This is a genomic window from Sphingobacterium sp. ML3W, from assembly GCF_000747525.1.
Taxonomy (GTDB): Bacteria; Bacteroidota; Bacteroidia; order Sphingobacteriales; family Sphingobacteriaceae; genus Sphingobacterium.
This window is the reverse complement of record NZ_CP009278.1, coordinates 660,525-678,192: the sequence shown is the minus strand read 5'-3', so window position 1 is coordinate 678,192 and position 17,668 is coordinate 660,525. Positions and strand designations below refer to the sequence as shown.

General features: G+C 37.7%; 21 protein-coding genes. 10 read left to right on the top strand and 11 right to left on the bottom strand.

Annotated elements, in window-relative coordinates:
- Positions 1 to 8: 8 nt before the first annotated feature.
- The gene (gene ruvA / locus KO02_RS03130) at positions 9 to 590 is read left to right on the top strand and encodes a Holliday junction branch migration protein RuvA (RefSeq protein ID WP_038695758.1); all 582 of its coding nucleotides are present in this window, start codon (positions 9 to 11) and stop codon (positions 588 to 590) included.
- Positions 591 to 658: 68 nt separating this feature from the next.
- Positions 659 to 1,129 (top strand): GAF domain-containing protein, encoded by a 471-nt coding sequence (locus KO02_RS03125; protein ID WP_038695756.1) that lies wholly within the window; start codon positions 659 to 661, stop codon positions 1,127 to 1,129.
- 14 nt (positions 1,130 to 1,143) lie between these two features.
- Here KO02_RS03125 and KO02_RS03120 read toward each other — a convergent pair whose 3' ends face one another.
- From KO02_RS03120 to KO02_RS03070, 11 genes are all read right to left on the bottom strand, one after another.
- A complete protein-coding gene (locus tag KO02_RS03120; protein ID WP_038695754.1) occupies positions 1,144 to 2,064 on the bottom strand; it encodes a WD40 repeat domain-containing protein in 921 nt (306 codons plus the stop codon).
- A gap of 204 nt (positions 2,065 to 2,268) precedes the next feature.
- Complete coding sequence (gene hisIE / locus KO02_RS03115; protein ID WP_038695753.1) at positions 2,269 to 2,853, bottom strand: bifunctional phosphoribosyl-AMP cyclohydrolase/phosphoribosyl-ATP diphosphatase HisIE; 585 nt, start codon at positions 2,851 to 2,853, stop codon at positions 2,269 to 2,271.
- 90 nt (positions 2,854 to 2,943) lie between these two features.
- Positions 2,944 to 3,696, bottom strand: coding sequence for an imidazole glycerol phosphate synthase subunit HisF (gene hisF / locus KO02_RS03110; protein WP_038695752.1), 753 nt, complete (start codon positions 3,694 to 3,696; stop codon positions 2,944 to 2,946).
- Positions 3,697 to 3,698: 2 nt separating this feature from the next.
- Positions 3,699 to 4,451: a HisA/HisF-related TIM barrel protein gene (locus KO02_RS03105; RefSeq protein ID WP_038695751.1), complete on the bottom strand. Its 753-nt coding sequence runs from the start codon at positions 4,449 to 4,451 to the stop codon at positions 3,699 to 3,701.
- Positions 4,452 to 4,471: 20 nt separating this feature from the next.
- Positions 4,472 to 5,065 (bottom strand): imidazole glycerol phosphate synthase subunit HisH, encoded by a 594-nt coding sequence (gene hisH, locus KO02_RS03100; RefSeq protein WP_038695750.1) that lies wholly within the window; start codon positions 5,063 to 5,065, stop codon positions 4,472 to 4,474.
- Positions 5,066 to 5,099: 34 nt separating this feature from the next.
- Entirely contained in the window at positions 5,100 to 6,239 is a 1,140-nt protein-coding gene (gene hisB, locus KO02_RS03095) for a bifunctional histidinol-phosphatase/imidazoleglycerol-phosphate dehydratase HisB (protein WP_038695749.1), read from the bottom strand.
- 4 nt (positions 6,240 to 6,243) lie between these two features.
- Complete coding sequence (hisC, locus tag KO02_RS03090; protein WP_038695747.1) at positions 6,244 to 7,302, bottom strand: histidinol-phosphate transaminase; 1,059 nt, start codon at positions 7,300 to 7,302, stop codon at positions 6,244 to 6,246.
- Positions 7,303 to 7,446: 144 nt separating this feature from the next.
- The gene (locus KO02_RS03085) at positions 7,447 to 8,358 is read right to left on the bottom strand and encodes a ribonuclease Z (protein WP_038695745.1); all 912 of its coding nucleotides are present in this window, start codon (positions 8,356 to 8,358) and stop codon (positions 7,447 to 7,449) included.
- Position 8,359: 1 nt separating this feature from the next.
- On the bottom strand, positions 8,360 to 8,740 hold the full coding sequence (locus KO02_RS03080; protein WP_038695743.1) for an STAS domain-containing protein: 381 nt from the start codon (positions 8,738 to 8,740) through the stop codon (positions 8,360 to 8,362).
- Positions 8,741 to 8,757: 17 nt separating this feature from the next.
- Positions 8,758 to 9,708, bottom strand: a complete 951-nt coding sequence (locus KO02_RS03075; protein WP_038695741.1) for a phosphoribosylaminoimidazolesuccinocarboxamide synthase — start codon at positions 9,706 to 9,708, stop codon at positions 8,758 to 8,760.
- Between the two features lie 67 nt (positions 9,709 to 9,775).
- Positions 9,776 to 10,741 (bottom strand): PhoH family protein, encoded by a 966-nt coding sequence (locus KO02_RS03070; RefSeq protein ID WP_038702046.1) that lies wholly within the window; start codon positions 10,739 to 10,741, stop codon positions 9,776 to 9,778.
- 356 nt (positions 10,742 to 11,097) lie between these two features.
- On the opposite strand from KO02_RS03070, the gene KO02_RS03065 reads away from it, so the two are divergent.
- The 8 genes from KO02_RS03065 to KO02_RS03030 all read left to right on the top strand — a co-directional run bounded on the left by KO02_RS03065 (position 11,098) and on the right by KO02_RS03030 (position 17,656).
- Entirely contained in the window at positions 11,098 to 11,886 is a 789-nt protein-coding gene (locus KO02_RS03065; protein ID WP_038695739.1) for an S-adenosyl-l-methionine hydroxide adenosyltransferase family protein, read from the top strand.
- A 68-nt stretch (positions 11,887 to 11,954) separates the two neighbouring features.
- Positions 11,955 to 12,479: a hypothetical protein gene (locus KO02_RS03060; RefSeq protein WP_038695737.1), complete on the top strand. Its 525-nt coding sequence runs from the start codon at positions 11,955 to 11,957 to the stop codon at positions 12,477 to 12,479.
- A gap of 57 nt (positions 12,480 to 12,536) precedes the next feature.
- The gene (locus tag KO02_RS03055) at positions 12,537 to 14,369 is read left to right on the top strand and encodes an ABC transporter ATP-binding protein (protein WP_038695735.1); all 1,833 of its coding nucleotides are present in this window, start codon (positions 12,537 to 12,539) and stop codon (positions 14,367 to 14,369) included.
- Positions 14,370 to 14,464: 95 nt separating this feature from the next.
- Entirely contained in the window at positions 14,465 to 14,872 is a 408-nt protein-coding gene (locus KO02_RS03050; protein WP_038695734.1) for a hypothetical protein, read from the top strand.
- Positions 14,873 to 14,945: 73 nt separating this feature from the next.
- Positions 14,946 to 15,605 (top strand): heme exporter protein CcmB, encoded by a 660-nt coding sequence (locus KO02_RS03045; protein ID WP_038695732.1) that lies wholly within the window; start codon positions 14,946 to 14,948, stop codon positions 15,603 to 15,605.
- 33 nt (positions 15,606 to 15,638) lie between these two features.
- Positions 15,639 to 16,304 carry a cytochrome c biogenesis protein gene (ccsA, locus tag KO02_RS03040; RefSeq protein ID WP_038695730.1) on the top strand — a complete coding sequence of 222 codons (666 nt, stop codon included), beginning with the start codon at positions 15,639 to 15,641 and terminating at the stop codon, positions 16,302 to 16,304.
- Between the two features lie 62 nt (positions 16,305 to 16,366).
- Positions 16,367 to 16,549: a CcmD family protein gene (locus KO02_RS03035; protein ID WP_235212339.1), complete on the top strand. Its 183-nt coding sequence runs from the start codon at positions 16,367 to 16,369 to the stop codon at positions 16,547 to 16,549.
- 123 nt (positions 16,550 to 16,672) lie between these two features.
- The gene (locus KO02_RS03030) at positions 16,673 to 17,656 is read left to right on the top strand and encodes a DUF6427 family protein (protein ID WP_038695726.1); all 984 of its coding nucleotides are present in this window, start codon (positions 16,673 to 16,675) and stop codon (positions 17,654 to 17,656) included.
- Positions 17,657 to 17,668 lie beyond the last annotated feature (12 nt).

Here is a 17,668-nt window from a genome sequence, read left to right as displayed (position 1 = left end):
ATATCCATATGTATGCATATTTTAATGGGAAATTAGCACATAAAGCTCCTACTCACGTCGTTCTCGATGTGGGTGGGATTGGCTATTATATCCACATTTCCTTAAATACTTTTTCCTTAATTAAAGACCAGGAGCAGTGTAAGCTATTCATCTCTTTTCAGGTAAGAGAAGATGCACATACGTTGTATGGTTTTGCAACTGAAGGAGAAAAGAAATTATTCGAAAACCTGATTTTGGTTTCTGGTATTGGTCCCAATACAGGTCGTATGATTCTTTCATCCAATACCCCTGAAGAAATACAATCGGCCATCGTGAATGGTCAGGTTGCTTTGATTCAGAAAATAAAAGGAATAGGTCCTAAAACAGCACAACGCTTGATTTTGGAGCTACAGGATAAGTTGAAAAAACAGGGCGTAGATTCCTTGTCAACGATTCCTATGGCACAGTCCATACCAGACGAAGCACTATCAGCACTAGTGATGTTAGGCTTTAATAAAGCTACTGCTGAAAAAGTCTTAAATACCGTTGTTCAAACAGACCCTAACCTCACGGTGGAAGGCATGATTAAAATGGCTTTAAAGAAACTGTAAGAAAATTATTTATTTTTTAATAGCGCTATTATTCTGTTAACTTTGGACAGCATAATAGCGCTTTTTTTATGGCAGAAGATTTAACAATCAACAAGGGAACCAAAGCAGAACAATATGTGAACCTGGTTCCGCAAATAAAGGGTTTGATCACTGGTGAGACAAATCAAATAGCTAACCTTGCAAATATTGCTGCAGCATTGAAAGAACAGTTCGATTTCTTTTGGGTAGGATTTTACCTGATTGAAGACGATCAATTGGTACTCGCTCCTTTTCAAGGTCCTGTGGCATGTACGCGGATCCAATATGGACGTGGGGTTTGTGGAACTGCCTGGAAAGAAAATAAAACGATTATCGTACCGAATGTAGACGAATTTCCTGGACATATCGCCTGCAGCTCAATATCAAAATCAGAAATTGTTATCCCTATCTATAAAAATGGCAACATCATCGGTATCTTGGATGTTGACAGCGATGAGCTGAATGCTTTTGATACGATAGATGCACAATACCTAACGGAAATAGTGTCGTTGCTGTCTTAATGCATCATACATATTTAAGACATGGTCATCTTCCAGACTTTAATCAATTTATCATCACCTGCTGTTAAAAGATATGGATCTTCTCCAACCCAAAGACCTGTATTGATGGATAAAGTATGGGAATCGAAAAACTTATCGCGACTGATTACTTTTAATAACGCATAATCCTCCTCATCCCAGATTTTGATTGTTTTGTCCCGACTCACGGTTGCAAATATTGGATATTTGGGATGTGGATAAATACCATATACGGTAAACATATGGGGCACGAATCCAAATTGCTCTTTTAAAGTCGCTACATCAGATACTTTTAGAGCAGCGTCTCTTGCTCCACTTAACAGCTGAAGGTCGTCCCGAGAGAAGATTAGGCTCGTTATGGGCATAGTGTGCTTCTGATTGGCTAAAAGAAAATGGTAATCTTCTGCAGAGAACAAGAACAAGTCTCCATTTTTGTCCCCGAATGCAATTTTCTTTTGATCATGGGATAAGGCTATCGTCCGTATCGTATTGGAAGAAATAGCAAATTCATAGATCTTTTTGAAATCTGCCAGAGACCATACGCTGGCAATACCATCCTCTCCTACTGCTACCAATTCGTTCTTAGTCGGAATACTTTGAAGAGCAAAGATTGCTTTATTGGAAACCTCTAGATTGGCAACCAATTTTTGATGTTCGACATCCACTATCATAACTTTTCCTTCCCGAAGAGCAATGGCCAAATAAGAAGTATTTGGAATTAAATGTAAAGCGTAAATGGAAGAACTGACTGCACAGAGAATACGTTTGAATGTTTTCTTTTCCAAATCCCATTCTACAACACCTTTATCATTTCCCCCAGAGAAAAACGTATTGGGGAAGTATCCTTTCTCCAAGGTGAAGATTGGATTTTGATGTCCCTTTAAAGTTGCTGCTAGTTCTATTTCAAATTTATCCATAATAAAAAATTGCCGTATACAAACTTAGATAAATTTACTATATATACCATCGCGATGTGCTATATAGTAAATCTGTCTATTGTCAAATGTTTAAAAAAAGCAAACCAGAAAGCTGCTCAATTACTTATTTTACCACTGCTTTTTGAGCATGTTATGGAAGAAATATACGGCAATTTTTTATGGAATAGGAAAACCGAGGATTTCCTATTGATGTCTGCTTTCGAGGTTTTTTGCGATAGTTTCCAATGAAATACCTTTCTCTCGTAGTAATACCAAGAGATGAAAAAACAAATCCGAGGTTTCATTGATAAAGTCGTGTTCAGTTTCCGTCAACGCTGCAATTACAGTTTCCACTGCTTCCTCACCAACTTTTTGTGCTATCTTATTGATTCCCTTCGAGCGTAAACGATTCACGTATGATTCATCGGCAGGAAATTCGTAACGGTTTTTGATAATTTGTTCCAACTGCAACAGGAAATTCTGATTGTAATCGGTATCAAAACAACTGCGACTACCGGTATGACAAGTTGGGCCAACAGGCCTAGCTTTAATCAGTACAGTATCTTTATCGCAATCAATATGCAGACCAACGACTTCTAGAAAGTTTCCACTTTCTTCGCCCTTTGTCCATAAACGATTTTTACTTCTTGAAAAAAAAGTAACACGCTTCTCAGCTTGTGTTTTTTGCCATGCCTCTTCGTTCATATAGCCGAGCATCAACACCTCTAATGTTTGGGCGTCTTGCACGATCACAGGGACAAGTCCGTCACTTTTTGAAAAATCTAACATTTCTATTTTTATCTTGTGTAGAAGCCTGATAGCTTTTGACTCACTATAGCAAGCCCTTCTAACCTTCTAACTTCTTAACTATCTAACCTTCTAACGTACGACAATGCCGTTACTACGTAGTGTATTCTTTAATTCTGGAATCAGTATTTCACCATAATGGAATACCGAAGCTGCCAAGGCGGCATCAACATGTGCTTGTTGAAATACATCGACAAAATGTTGTTGATTACCTGCTCCACCTGAAGCGATCAATGGAATATGAATGGAGTCATTTATCTTTTTCAAAAGGCCATTATCAAATCCGTTCTTCGTACCATCGTGATCCATGGAAGTCAATAATATCTCCCCTGCACCTCTTTCTTGCGCTTCGAGAACCCAATCTTCCGTCTTGATATCCGTTTTGATTCGCCCTCCACTTAAATGAACAAAGTTTTGCCCTTCTAAATAACGCGTATCGATGGCAACAACAACAAATTGTGCCCCAAATGCGGCAGCAAGATCATTGATCAATTGTGGATTGCGAACAGCAGCTGAATTGATTGATATCTTATCTGCTCCTGCATTCAACAAGGCCTCTGCATCTTTCATTTCATTGATCCCACCTCCGATAGTAAATGGAATATTGATTTGACGGGCTACAGATTTTACTAAGTCTATGGTTGTCTTACGTCCTTCGTGTGTTGCCGCAATATCTAAAAAAACCAATTCATCTGCTCCTTGTTCGGAGTATTGCCATGCCAACTCAACCGGATCTCCAGCGTCGCGTAGGTCAACAAAATTGACGCCCTTTACGGTACGCCCATCTTTAACATCGAGACAAGGAATTATACGTTTTGCCAACATCCTTAGAAGTTAATTAACGATTTCAAATTCCAATCTTTAATTTCTTCAATTGATATTCTATTTTCATAGATGGCTTTCCCAACAACTACAGATTCCATAGAACCCAATGCTTTTAAGTTGCTGATATCTTCCATAGAACTAATACCTCCAGAACCAATTAATTTGATAATTGGAGAATGATCCAACAACTTTTTGTAAAGCTCAACTCCAGCACCACCTAATTTACCGTCTTTGCTGATGTCTGTACATAAGAAACGGTAAAATCCTAAAGCAAGACATTTGTCAATATATTCAATTAATTTAATTGGCGAAGATTCTAACCAACCCGAATATTTAATCACTTCGTCCAACACATCAATCGCAATCACGATATGATCTGCGTATTTGACTTTACCTTCATTCAAGATGCTCAACTCTTCTAAGAAAGATGGGTTAGTGATCGCTTGTGTACCTACGATAACGCGGTAAATACCTGCATCAACGAGTTCTTTGACTTTATCAATACTGCGAACTCCGCCACCGTATTGGATTTTCATTTCTGTTTTTTGAATGATGTCGAATAAATATTCTTGGTTACTAAAATCACCTTTTGCACCATTCAGGTCAATGATATGTACCAATTCAGTACCATTTGCATGATACTTCTCGATCTGCTCTTCTAAACTGATTTCATAAGTAGTGACATCATCGTAGTTTCCTTCTCTCAGACGAACAACCTTCTTATCTAATACGTCAATAGCGGGTATAATATACATTGTAAACTGTTTTTTTATTTCTAACTTAATTTTGAAAAATTCACTAATAACTGCTCACCAGCTTGACCAGATTTCTCGGGATGAAATTGCACACCGTAGAAATTCCCTTTTGCTATAGCCGCCGAAAATGGCAATCCATAGTCACACATCGCTGCGGTGTATTCCTTGTCATACTCAATGAAATAGGAATGCACAAAGTAAAAATAAGCATTATCTTCTATATTGCTGAATAATGGATTGTCATTTCTAATCGTAACGCTGTTCCATCCCATATGTGGAACCTTCCCTTTGATTTTTTTATCAAAGTGCAAGGTTTTCAAGGGTACGATACCCAATAGATCCGCATTTCCTTCTTCGGAAAAATCAGTCAATAGCTGCATCCCGACACAAATACCCAATACAGGTTTTTGAATGGTATGAATACATTCTGCTAAACCAGAAGCACGCAACTTTTCCATTGCGGCACCTGCATGCCCTACACCAGGAATAATGATACGATCATACTGATCGAGCTCTTCAACAGTATTGACCATACCATAGGTGAGTCCAACCCGATCTAAAGCTGCGGTCAGTGAAAAAATATTACCAGCGCCGTAATTTATAATTCCTATCATTGTTTTTTATAATCTATCGTCTCCAATCTATTATCTACAATACTCCTTTTGTACTGGGCAACTCCATATTGTCAGCATCTCGGCGAACTGCTTTTTTGATTGATTTGGCAAAAGCTTTGAATATCGCCTCGATTTTGTGATGTTCATTATCGCCTTCGGCCTTGATGTTTAAGTTTGACTTAGAGGCATCGGAAAATGATTTGAAAAAATGGAAAAACATTTCCGTTGGCATATCACCAATTTTCTCTCGTTTAAATTCAGCATCCCAAACAATCCAATTGCGGCCTCCAAAATCCAATGCCACTTGCGCTAAACAATCATCCATGGGCAAGGTATAAGAATAACGCTCAATTCCACGTTTGTCTCCCAATACTTTTAGGAATATTTCACCCAATGCGATACCCGTATCTTCAATAGTATGATGCTCATCAATATGTAAATCACCCTTTGCCTTAACTGTTAGATCTATCGCACCGTGACGGGCAATTTGATCAAGCATATGGTCAAAAAATGGTAAACCTGTATCAATATCTGCTTTTCCAGAACCGTCTAAATTCAATTTGATATAGATATCCGTTTCGTTGGTCTTGCGGTGGTGTTCACCTGTACGCGTTCCCAATTTCAAGTACTCATAGATGGATTTCCAATCGGTTGTTTCCAAACCTATTGTATCAGCTTCAATCTGTACATTTTCCAAAGCACCTAATCCGTCGTTATTACGCAACCAAATAGCCTTTGCACCTAAATTTTGAGCCAATTTTACATCGTTCACACGGTCACCGATGACAAAAGATTGCGCTAAATTGTATTTCGAAGGATCGAAATAATCCAACAACATACCAATTCCTGGTTTTCGTGTTGCAGCATTTTCATGTGGAAATGTGCGATCGATATGCTCTTTAGAAAAAAGAACTCCTTCGGCGGCAAATGTGTCTACAATAAATTGATGAACTGGCCAAAATTTCTCATCCGGATGTACATCTGTCCCCAGACCGTCTTGATTAGAAACTAAAACTAAGTCGAAATCCAATTCTTTGGCAATGCGTGGAAGGTATTGCAATGCACCTGGGTAAAATTTAAGTTTAGCAAAAGAATCAATTTGTTGATCCTCTGGTTCTAAAATTAAAGTACCATCGCGGTCGATAAACAATACACGTTTAAGCTGATTAGGCATTCTTTTATATGTTGATTGTGGTTAATTTTTCTAATAATATACGGTTTTCAGCTGGCGTACCGATTGTAATACGAAGGCATCCTTCACACAGCTCTACTTTTGACCGATCACGGACAATGATTCCGTGCGCTACTAGATGTGCATATACGCCTTTGGGATCGTCCAATTTCACTAAAATAAAATTAGCATCTGAAGGAGTGATGTGCTGCACCATTTCTAGTTTCTGCAGTTCTTGGACTAATTTTTCTCGCTCTTCTACAGTTTGTTTAATCCAAGTGTTCACTTGCTCGACTTGCTCCAAAGCCTCCAGGACAATATCCTGAGTTGCTTGATTGATGTTATATGGTGGCTTTATTTTATTGAATACAGCAATAATTTCAGTACTTGCAAAAGCCATCCCCAAACGTAAGGCTGCTAGTCCCCATGCTTTGGATAATGTTTGTAATACGACCAAGTTTTGGTATTCCGCCAATTCCTGCGTAAATGATTTTGACTGCGAAAAATTGATATATGCTTCATCCACCACAACCAAACCATCAAAGTTATTTAGGATAGCTTCAATATCATGGCGATTGATTGTATTACCTGTCGGATTATTCGGTGAACAGATAAAAATCAATTTGGTATGCTCGTCCACTGCTGCTTCAATTGCAGGAAGATCTAATTGATAATCAAGGGTTAGATTAACTTTACGAAATGCCACATCATTGATATTCGCCGACACCTCGTACATACCATAAGTGGGCGGTACCAAAACTACATTGTCTATTCCAGGACGACAAAATGCGCGGAATAAGATATCAATGGCCTCATCGCTTCCATTACCTAAGAACATATTTTCTGCAGGAACACCTTTGATCTGCGCAAGCTTATGCTTCACTTGATGCTGCAGAGGGTCGGGATAACGGTTGTAGTTATGCGCTAATGGTGAACCAAAAGCGTTTTCATTCGCATCGATTAAAATAGATGCTTCCCCCTTGAATTCATCTCTTGCAGAAGAATAAGGTACGAGATTTTTAATATTATCCCGTAATAGTTTCGTTAAGTTGAATGGAGTGTCCATTAATTTATTAAATTTAAAATCGTAAACTTAGATAAATTTGCTTAAATACACAATCATTATTGCGGATCTAAGCAAAGTTCTCGTTTTCTCTTCTGTAATTTTGTTTTTTTGTATGGAAGAAATAAGTGGAATTTACGAATATCATTATACTGAGAACCATTTTCCTTCTTGCGATAGCATCGTTTGCTGGAAAACAGATTGTGCTTCGAGCAATAAAGGTTGTAAATCTTTGTATCGTGCGGAATAATGGCCTAATAATAACTTACTTGCATGTGTTTCTTTTGCTATTTCTCCTGCTTCCAAAGCAGTGGTATGAAACGTTTCTTTAGCACGGTCTACCATTTCATGGAGAAAGGTAGATTCATGATACATTAATGATGCATGCTGAATATAAGGTAAATAATTTGCTGTTCGTACGGTATCTGAGCAGTAGACATAACTACGGGATAAGGGTCCTGGTAAGGTGTAATCATCTGCTTTAAACACATGTCCATCTTCACGCACATAATCCACCCCGTTTTTCAATCGTTGATAGTACGCTACCGGGATACCATCTTTTTCAATCTCTTCTACCAGCAAGTGGCGCGAACGCTGCCCTTCATCAAAACGAAAACCGGTACAGGGTATACGGTGAGTCAATGGAAACGTACTGACCTTGAGTGTGCGATTTTCAAAGATTACCTCTGGCGTTTCCGCGGAGGTTTCATGAAAAATAAGATTATAACGAAGTGTAGTCTCCGAATATCGAAACTGAACAGCCAGTATTTCATCAAGTCCCTTTGGTCCATACAGATGCAGATCACTTTTACGACCGATTAAATGCATGGAGGACAACAATCCAACTAATCCGAGATAATGATCTCCATGCAAATGACTGATGAAAATATGATTGATTTTATTGCTTTTAATACCATAACGGGTCAATTGCATCTGAGTGCCTTCTCCACAATCGATTAAAAACAATTGTTCATTGAAGTTTACTACTTGACTCGTTGGATGCCTATCATACATAGGCGTTGCGGAGCTATTCCCTAAAATCAAAACTTCAAAGCGCATATTATTTTTCTTTCTCTCCTCTATAATCCATTTCTATCTCGTGTGCAAAAACACGTTCTTCCGCATCTTTGACGGAATTGACAATTGTAAAGCTTCTTTGCATATGGGACATCTCCAAGAGGTCGAGCACTTCCGAATCTAAATTTGCTAGAATAAAAAGCCCGCCGCTTGAATCACACAGACGATTGGCCAATAAAGCCAATCGAATACTGCTCTCATCTATTTTACGAACATTTGATAGGTCTAATATGATATTACGTTGACCCACCGTATTTCTCAATAAGAATTCCCCCTTCAATTTAATCGCTTTTTCAGCATCGAGAATATCGCAAAGTGGTTCTATCACAATATAACGGTCATGCTTATCAATCGTATATTTCATAATTCAGGTCCTTTCCTTTAGTATTTTAGTTCTTTTAAAGCTTGTGAAACATTCCGTTCTACACGTTGCAAAACGTCCTCTTGGTTTGGATACACGAACTTCTCGCCTACAATATGCTCATAAAGTTCGATATATCGATCAGAAATTGATTTAATTATTTCATCGGTCATTTCTGGAACTTGTTGTCCATCTTTACCTTGAAATCCATTTTCGATTAGCCATTTACGCACAAATTCTTTTGATAACTGCTTTTGCGCTTCACCATTTTCCTGACGTTCTGCATAACCTTCTGCATAAAAATAACGAGAAGAATCGGGGCTATGGATTTCGTCAATCAAAATTATCTGCCCATCTTTTTTTCCAAATTCATATTTGGTGTCCGCCAATATCAACCCTCTTTCTGCTGCGATCTCGGTACCGCGTTGAAAAAGCGCTTTGGTATAGTTCTCCAACTGGATATAATCTTCTTCACTCACGATTCCTCTTTCCAAAATAGCAGCTCTGGAAATATCTTCATCATGTCCTACAGCAGCTTTGGTAGTTGGAGTAATGATCGGCACAGGTAATTTATCATTTTCTTTCAATCCTTCAGGCAATGATTCACCGCATACTGTTCGTCTACCAGCGCTGTATTCACGCCATGCATGTCCGGACAAGTAGCCACGAATAACCATCTCTACCTTAAAAGGCTCGCACATGATACCTATAGTCACACTCGGATCTGGAACAGACACGACCCAGTTTGGCAGAATATCCGCTGTAGCTTTTAAAAATTTAGCAGCAATTTGATTCAGTATCTGCCCTTTATAAGGAATGGGCTTTGGCAATACGACATCAAATGCCGATATACGATCGGAAGCGACCATAGCTAAATATTCATTTGCAATGGTGTACACATCACGTACTTTCCCTCTATAAAAAGAGGTTTGATTTTCGAAATTAAAATTTGTTTCTTTTATCGCGTTCATATCTTGAATGGGTGTTCTCTCACTATTTATATTTTATCACTAACTCTTAAACATTCCGGTTTAAGCATTAGATATCACCGTATGCTTCCAAGATGCGCTTCACTAGTTTATGACGTACGACATCTGCACCATTCAGATGAACAATATCGATTCCTTCAATATTATCCAATAGCCTAATTGCGGTAGCCAATCCGGATTGATTCTTTCTGGGTAAATCAATTTGAGTTACATCACCTGTCACAATGAATTTTGCTGTTGGTCCCATACGGGTCAAAAACATTTTCAACTGCATATCGGTTGCATTTTGTGCTTCATCCAAAATCACAAAACAATTATCCAATGTACGTCCACGCATAAAAGCTAATGGAGCGACCTCAATCGTTCGATTCTCCAAATACCCTTTTAATTTTTCTGGTGGAATCATATCATCGAGTGCATCGTATAGCGGACGAAGGTAAGGATCCACCTTTTCCTTCAAGTCTCCTGGAAGAAAACCTAGGTTCTCGCCGGCTTCTACTGCTGGTCGCGTTAATATAATACGTTTGATTTCTTTGTTACGCAAAGCACGAACGGCTAAAGCGACTGCGGTATAGGTTTTACCTGTACCTGCGGGGCCAATGGCAAAAAGGATATCATTCTTATTGATGCTATCCACCATCTTTCTTTGATTGGGAGTACGCGCACGAACGACAATACCGTTTGGTCCATACACAATGGGCTCGCTTCCTAATATTGCAGCCTTTTCGGCAAGCAACTTCTCTTCTTGAGCAGCTGATCCAGAGGGAGTGTGCATTAGATTTTCCAAATCCATCAAAGAAAGTTTATTATACTTTTCTAAATGGCCGAGTACATCATCAAAAGAATTTTTAAATGACTCCAGTTGCTGTTCATCACCAAGCACCTTCATCTCATTTCCTCTAGCGACAATTCTCAACTTGGGATATTGCTTTTTTATGTAGTCAAAATGCTCATTTTGAGTACCCCAAAGAATCGCTAGATTGATTGCATCCAATGTAATTTGTAATTCGTTCAAATCATTCAATTTAAGGTGAATTCTTTCTCTATTGGTAAATTACGACTCACATTAACCAACATCCAAAAATACAGTATTAAAATTAAAATTGACAGCACATTTAAGAATAAAAATAAAAAAAACAGTACCGTTTTAAAATTTTATCTGGGTGGGTATCAAGATTAAAAAGAAGCTTATTAAACCAATCCTATAGAATAACATCAATCTATTTATTTTTATCAGAACACATTACGTACTTTTGTGTACCTTTTCTTCTTTTTGCGTTAATTTTACATTAATTTTGAGGATTGAGTTTACAAATTAAAGCCTTAACAAAAAGAATTCTAGGGATATATCATAAGGGAGAATAAGCAAGAATGGGAGTTATTACATTAACAACAGATTTAGGACATAAGGATTTCTATCAAGCAGCATTAAAGGGCAGTTTGATTTCAGAACTCCCTGATGTGCGAATAGTTGATATTACACACGAAATACCTGCCTTTAATATACCACGAGCTGCGTTTGTTCTGGCAAATGCCTATCATTATTTTCCAAAAAAAACGGTTCATATCATTGGAATCAATACCTTGTATCATGAGGACTCACGTTATGTAGCTATGAAGTACAATGATCACTTTTTTGTGGGTGCCGACAATGGTATTTTCAGCTTGCTCCTCAATGGGGAGAAACCTCAAGAGCTTGTCGAAATCAACTTGATACAGGACTTACGTTACCTGCATTTCCCATTAGCAGATATTCTAACAAAATCTGCCTGTCATATCGCAAAAGGTGGTAAACTGACTGCAATTGGAAACACAATTGCACAGACGGTAGAAAAGGTGACTTTACAGCCTATTTTTGACAAAGATACCATTCGCGGAAATGTCGTGTATGTAGATGCCTTTGGTAATGCGATCACAAACATTTCTAAGGACCTATTCAATCGTGTTCAAAAAGGAAGAAGCTTTACCCTGTATTTTAAAAGAAGTGAAACAATTACGAACCTCTCTTGGAATTATAATGAGGTGACGGAAGGCGAAAAGCTTTGTCTTTTCGGTATCAGCAATTTTCTAGAAATTGCTATGAACAAAGCAAATGCGAGTCAACTATTAGGTCTATTTGACGACGAATCGCACATCATTCGGATTGAATTCAACAATTGACCCCTATCCGGGTGATTAAACTTTCAGTAAGTTTGTTTGTCATACCGAAGATTTAAAAATAACACAACATGCAGTTATTACAACGATTTTCATTACTTATACTTTTTTTAATAAGTTTATCTGCCTTTGGACAAAACGCAGATTCGACTTCCTATGAAGCGCAACGCTTGCGTGTCAACAAACTCATCGAAGACCGAAAAGTAAAATTCAGCGAATACGACCTCAGCTTAGAAAAGAAGACAGCCATCTTCGGCTTATTCAAATCGAAAGATGATATGCAGAAGACCGTTGATATATTAAAAAATATCGTCATCACAGACAATAACATTTTCCTTGAAACGCGTAGACTGATTAATATCAAAGATGATGAAAAACAGAAATTTCAAAATCTCGCAGTAGAGTATGACAAACAGGTGTCTGCTTATATTGGCACAATCAATAAGTTGCAAAAAGAGAACGAAAAATTAAAAAAGGAGCTCAAAAAAATAGAAGGAAGCGATCATAACACAAATATCTTTCTATACATAGCACTCGCTGTCATTGCTGTTCTGGGTTATTTATTATTCCAAAACCAAAAAATTACTAAACGATGATAAGTCATCAATCAAGAGTCGTTACTTTTGCAAGTCTCAATATTAAATTGATGATTTATGGCAAGAGGATTTAACAGCGGAAATAAGCAAGAAGAAGAACTACCCAAACCGAAACTTAATAAGGAATTATTAAAAAAAGCGTCTCAGATACTTTCCTATCTAAAACCATATAGAACGAAGTTTCTGTTGGGCATGCTTTTTTTAATTCTTTCTAGTTTAGCAATGTTGACGTTTCCGGCACTTTTGGGTGCTATGATTGATGCGGCGGAGGGAAACCAAAAATACGAATGGTTACCTGCTAATGTGTTTGAAATTGGCGCTATTGCTTTTGCCATTCTAACTTTCATGTCGATTGTCTCATTTTTTAGGATCCGACTATTTGTAGAAATAGCAGAGAGGGCTCTGGCTAGTATTCGCCGAGATTCCTATCAAAAATTGATATCTCTTCCCATGGAATTCTTTGCAAATCGTCGTGTTGGAGAATTAAACAGTAGACTATCTGCAGACTTGGCGCAGATACAGGATACCATGACAACCACATTAGCTGAAATATTGAGACAATGTATCAGTTTAGCATTCGGTGTTGCATTATTGGTATATGTTTCGCCAAAATTGGCCTTAATGAATCTCTGTATTTTGCCGATATTAGTTGTTACTGCGATAGTCTTCGGTAAATTTATCCGTAATCTATCCCGCCAAGCACAGGATAAGCTGGCAGAATCCAATACCATCGTCCAAGAAACACTACAAGGCATCAGCAACGTCAAGGCCTTTGTCAACGAATATTACGAAACTAAAAGATACACCAATAGACTCGATGCTGTAGTTAGCCTCGCAGTTAAGGGAGCAACCTACAGAGGAGCATTCGCTTCTTTTATCATCTTCTGTATTTTTGGAGCTGTCATTGCTGTTATCTGGTATGGCTCGACACTCGTATTTTTAGGAGAAATGACCGTTGGTGGTTTAACCACCTATATCCTTTACTCCATGTTTGTCGCAGGCTCAATGGGCAGTTTCCCTGAGTTATATGCCAATATCCAGAAAGCACTTGGAGCAAGTGAACGTATACTTGAAATCTTACAGGAAGACCAAGAGGATATCCTGATCGATGAAACGTCAAAAGAAATCCGAAAACATTTCCATGGTGACCTGACCTTTAATAAGGTATCATTTTCCTATCCAAGTAGACCGGATATTAAAATTTTAAAAGACCTTACTTTTCATGCTAAAGCGGGTCAAAAAATAGCCATTGTAGGCCCAAGTGGTATTGGGAAATCTACAATCGCGTCTTTGATACTTCAATTTTACAAACCCGATGGTGGAGAAATCCTTTATGACGGTATGAGCAGTGCTGATTACTTATTATCCGATATCCGTAATCAAGTGGCTATTGTACCCCAAGATGTCTTATTATTTGGTGGCACTATTCGTGAAAACATTGCTTACGGCCGATTGGATGCTGAAGCAGACCATATCATCACTGCTGCAAAACGAGCCCATGCCCACGATTTTATCATGAACTTTCCAGAAGGATATGATACACTTGTAGGTGAAAGAGGGGTGAAACTTTCAGGCGGTCAGCGACAACGTATTGCAATTGCACGAGCCTTATTGAAAGACCCAGCGATTTTAATCCTTGACGAGGCGACTTCATCGTTAGATTCAGAATCAGAAAGACAAGTACAACTGGCGCTAGAAGAATTAATGAGGGGCAGAACTTCCATCATCATTGCACATCGATTGTCCACAATTGTAGACTCAGATCAAATTATGGTTATTGAAAACGGAACTGTTTCCGAATCTGGCAACCATATCGAACTCATGAGCAAAGGAAGTGGCCTGTATCATCATCTCTACTCCTTACAGTCAAAACAGCAAGTTCAATTGTAAAAAAATGTTAATTTAATAGCGTTTTGAAAACTTTTATCATCCAGAGCTGTTAATTTGGTATCATAGTTGAAAGAAGTATATAAAATTTGAGCGTTATGAAAAATAAAAATGGATTAGTAGCATTTGCACTGGTAGGTTTAGCAGCAGGTGCTGCAGCATGGTACCTGTTAGGTACTGATGATGGTAAAAAACAATTAAGTCGTGCTAATGACGGTATTAAAGATCTCACTCGTTCGCTAAAAGATGTTTCAAAAAGAGAAGCTAAAAGAGCTCGTAAATTAGCAAGTCAAGCTTCTGAAGAATTGCACGCATTAAAAGACAAGGCATCAGAAAAATTTGACGACCTTACACATAGAGCATCTGATGATTTAGCATCATTAAAAAACAAAGCAAAAGAAGTTGGTAGAGATGCTTTGGACAGTACCAATCATTCAGCAAAAAAATTGGTTGATCAGGTTGATGATGCTGTTGATACTGCAAAAAGAAAAGTTGATAACGCATAATCGCCCTTAAAATTTACTTCCTCGTTGCACTATTCATTCAGCTTATTACAATTCATTTGTATCTTTGCGCTGTATGAATTTACTACAACAGGTAAAAACTTTAATTTATAAAGATGCTACACTTGAATGGCGCTCTAAATACGCCATTAATAGCATTTTACTATATGTAATATCTACAGTATTTGTTTGCTACCAAGCATTCAAATCTGTAGATGCTACCATATGGAATGCCCTCTTTTGGATCATCATGCTTTTTGCATCAATCAATGCCATAAACAAAAGTTTTGTCCAAGAAAGCCAACAACGTCAGCTCTATTACTATGCTATTGTAAGCCCCAGAGCAATTATCCTTTCCAAAATCTTTTACAACATGTTTATAATGGCATTATTAGCTATTATTGCTTTTGTAACCTATTCTATGGTTTTTAGAACCCCATTAGGAGATCCTGCATTATATTTTTTCGCGGTCATTCTTGGTAGTATCAGTTTCGCATCTGTCTTCACGATGGTTTCGGGCATTACTTCAAAAGCCGGCAACAATAGTACCCTCATGGCCATCTTAAGTTTTCCGGTCATTATCCCCCTTCTTATCGTATTGATTAAGCTCTCGCAGAATGCAATGCAAGGATTGGACAGGGCGCAAAGTATAAATGAAATCGTCGTTTTAATTGCAATTAATATCATCACCATCACTATTTCTTTATTGTTATTTCCTTACCTTTGGCGTGATTAATTGCACAGTTTCAGTTTTTAAATATTCATAATAATGAGAAAAATTTGGTGGAAAATTTTAGCAGTAGTCTTAATTTCATTGGTCATAATTGCAGGTCTACTTGGACCAGTACCTGCCTTATTCCTTCTTCATGAAACCATCCGAAATGTTTATTTCCATGTCCCGATGTGGTTCGCGATGCTTTTCCTTTATTTAATATCTGTTATCTACAGTATCAAATACCTCAACACGGGTAAACAAGAATATGATTTATTAGCGGTAGAGGCAGTGAATACTGGGATTACATTTTGCTTAATGGGCTTAGCCACGGGAATGCTTTGGGCTAATATTACTTGGGGTGAACCATGGCCTAATGACCCTAAATTAAATGGATCCGCAATTGCAACTCTTATGTACCTCGCTTATCTGGTGTTAAGAAATGCACTGGAAGAGGAACAGAAAAGAGCAAAAATATCAGCAGTCTATAATATTTTCGCTTTCCCTATCATGGTAGTATTGCTTTATATCTTACCAAAATTGACCGACTCCCTACACCCAGGAAGTGGTGGTAACACGGCATTCAGCAATTTAGACATGAACAATCAGTTACGCCCGGTATTCTATACGTCTATCATTGGCTGGATTTTAATTGGCTCTTGGATGTGCTCACTGCGCTACCGCATGCGCCTGATTGAAAGCAAACAAAATGAAATTAATTAATTTTTATTAAAAAACTTATTACACTTGATATGAAAAAGTTATCACTTTCAATCGCTCTAGTAATGATGACTACATTGAACATCTTTGCACAAGGCGATATCGATATGGCAACTGGACTAAGAAGTTCAGGTAAAATATATGTTGTTGTCTTGGTTATGCTTGTATTGTTCTTTGGAGTAGCAGCTTATCTATTTATTTTAGATCGTAAAATAACACGATTAGAGAAACGTCAAGATCAAAAATAACTGCTATAAAAGATTTATTTAAACAATGCTATCATATCAAAATATGATGGCATTGTTGGTTTTAGCAAATCTAATTCGGAATAAAATAGTAATATTGTAGCTCATAAATGGAAAAGGACATACATGATTATCAGTCAATTTAGGAAATACACCCCCATCAATATCTTATTTTTAATCCTCATCGGATTTCTCCTATGTTTCGGTGTATTCATTCATCTACCTGAGCGTCTTACTCCTATTCTTTTTGAGCCTGCACTCGGCAACTTATTGGGGAAAGACGGAATCAACACCCTTTCTCCTCAAATGAATGTAATGGTGACTTTGGGCTTGACCATCATCCAGGCAACCATCATCAATCGTGTTATCGGTCACTTCAATTTATTGGGAAAACCTAGTTTCTTGGTTGCACTGATGTACCTCACTTTAGCGAGTTTGTTCTTACCTTTCTTGGTCATTTCTCCAACACTGATCTGTAACTTTATATCCGTTTGGATGTTGAGCAAGTTATTGAGTCTATACAGACAACATGATATCAAAGCGCTCATGTTCGACTTGGGCATGATAGTCGCCATAGGGAGTTTGATTTACTTCCCTTTTATTATCATGTTTCTATTACTTTGGATCAGTCTCATCATTTTTAGACCATTTAATTGGCGCGAATGGGCCTCTCCATTATTGGGGTTTATAACGATTTATTTTGTTCTCGCGGTAATCTACCTATGGTTAGGAAGATTTCAAGATTTTTACAGCATCTGGCTTCCATTGACCAACACGTTTCCGACCACAATCAGCATGGAATTCCATGATTACTTGGTTCTTATTCCCATTGTATTTAACTTGATTCTCTTTCTAGCAATTCTAAAAGATAATTTCTTCAGGAGCGTGGTCCATATTCGAAAATCATTTCAGCTTTTATTTTTCATGTTCATTTTGGCTTTCGCTTCATTCTACTGGAATAAACAAATCACAGAGACACATTTTTTGTTATGTGCTCCACCATTAGCGATATACATGGCTTATTATTTTACACATGCCAAGAAAAAATGGATTTTCGAGAGTGTTTATGCTATCATTATTTTAACAATTCTGTATTTTCAGTTTTTCTAAAATTTTAACAAT